The following is a 530-nucleotide window of genomic DNA, read 5'->3' as shown; positions in this document are numbered from 1 at the left end:
GCGTTGATGACTAACATCGGACAAAATAAATGACAAAGAAAACTGCCGCCTGCCTTCTGGCTCTTCCGCCAATACTGGCGGCGGCTTTTTCTTTTATTCTTCCGTATGCCGCAAGTTTCGCGCCGGCTATTCACGGACTTGTCGGTGGAAAAATATCCGTCTTGCAGAATAGCGCTCTGCTTAACATAACTTTATTTACTTTTAAGCAGGCGTTTTTCAGCGTACTTGTTACTTTGGTTCTTGGGCTTTCCTGCGCTTCAATCTGCATCGCGTGACCGTCTGTAAAAATTGCGGCTTTGTATCGCTCTGTATTTTCGTACTCAAGATGGTATCCCGGACTTGTGGTATACGAAAGAACCATCGGCGCAACTCCATTAGAAAAAAGTCCGTAACCTGAACTCCACCCCTCAGCGCAATTCCTGTGGCTTATACACATCTGACGCTGCCGACTAGCGACAGATTCGCGTCCTACACTGTCGACCTTGCCGTAATGACAACAATCGGCTAACTGGATATATCTCTGTCTAACA

The 530-nt window shown here is 46.8% G+C and carries 1 protein-coding gene; it reads left to right on the top strand.

The window, feature by feature from the left end; genetic code table 11:
• Positions 1–29 precede the first annotated feature (29 nt).
• The gene (locus tag ACYVTD_RS16030) at positions 30–275 is read left to right on the top strand and encodes a hypothetical protein (protein ID WP_461248679.1); all 246 of its coding nucleotides are present in this window, start codon (positions 30–32) and stop codon (positions 273–275) included.
• Positions 276–530 lie beyond the last annotated feature (255 nt).

Source organism: Treponema sp. R6D11, assembly GCF_054786075.1.
Note: the sequence above shows the minus strand (reverse complement) of the source record. Positions and strands in the feature narration are given on the sequence as shown.

Coding starts and splice junctions, on each gene's coding strand:
- ACYVTD_RS16030 (WP_461248679.1), top strand. CDS start 30: ATGACAAAGAAAACTGCCGCCTGCCTTCTGGCTCTTCCGCCAATACTG.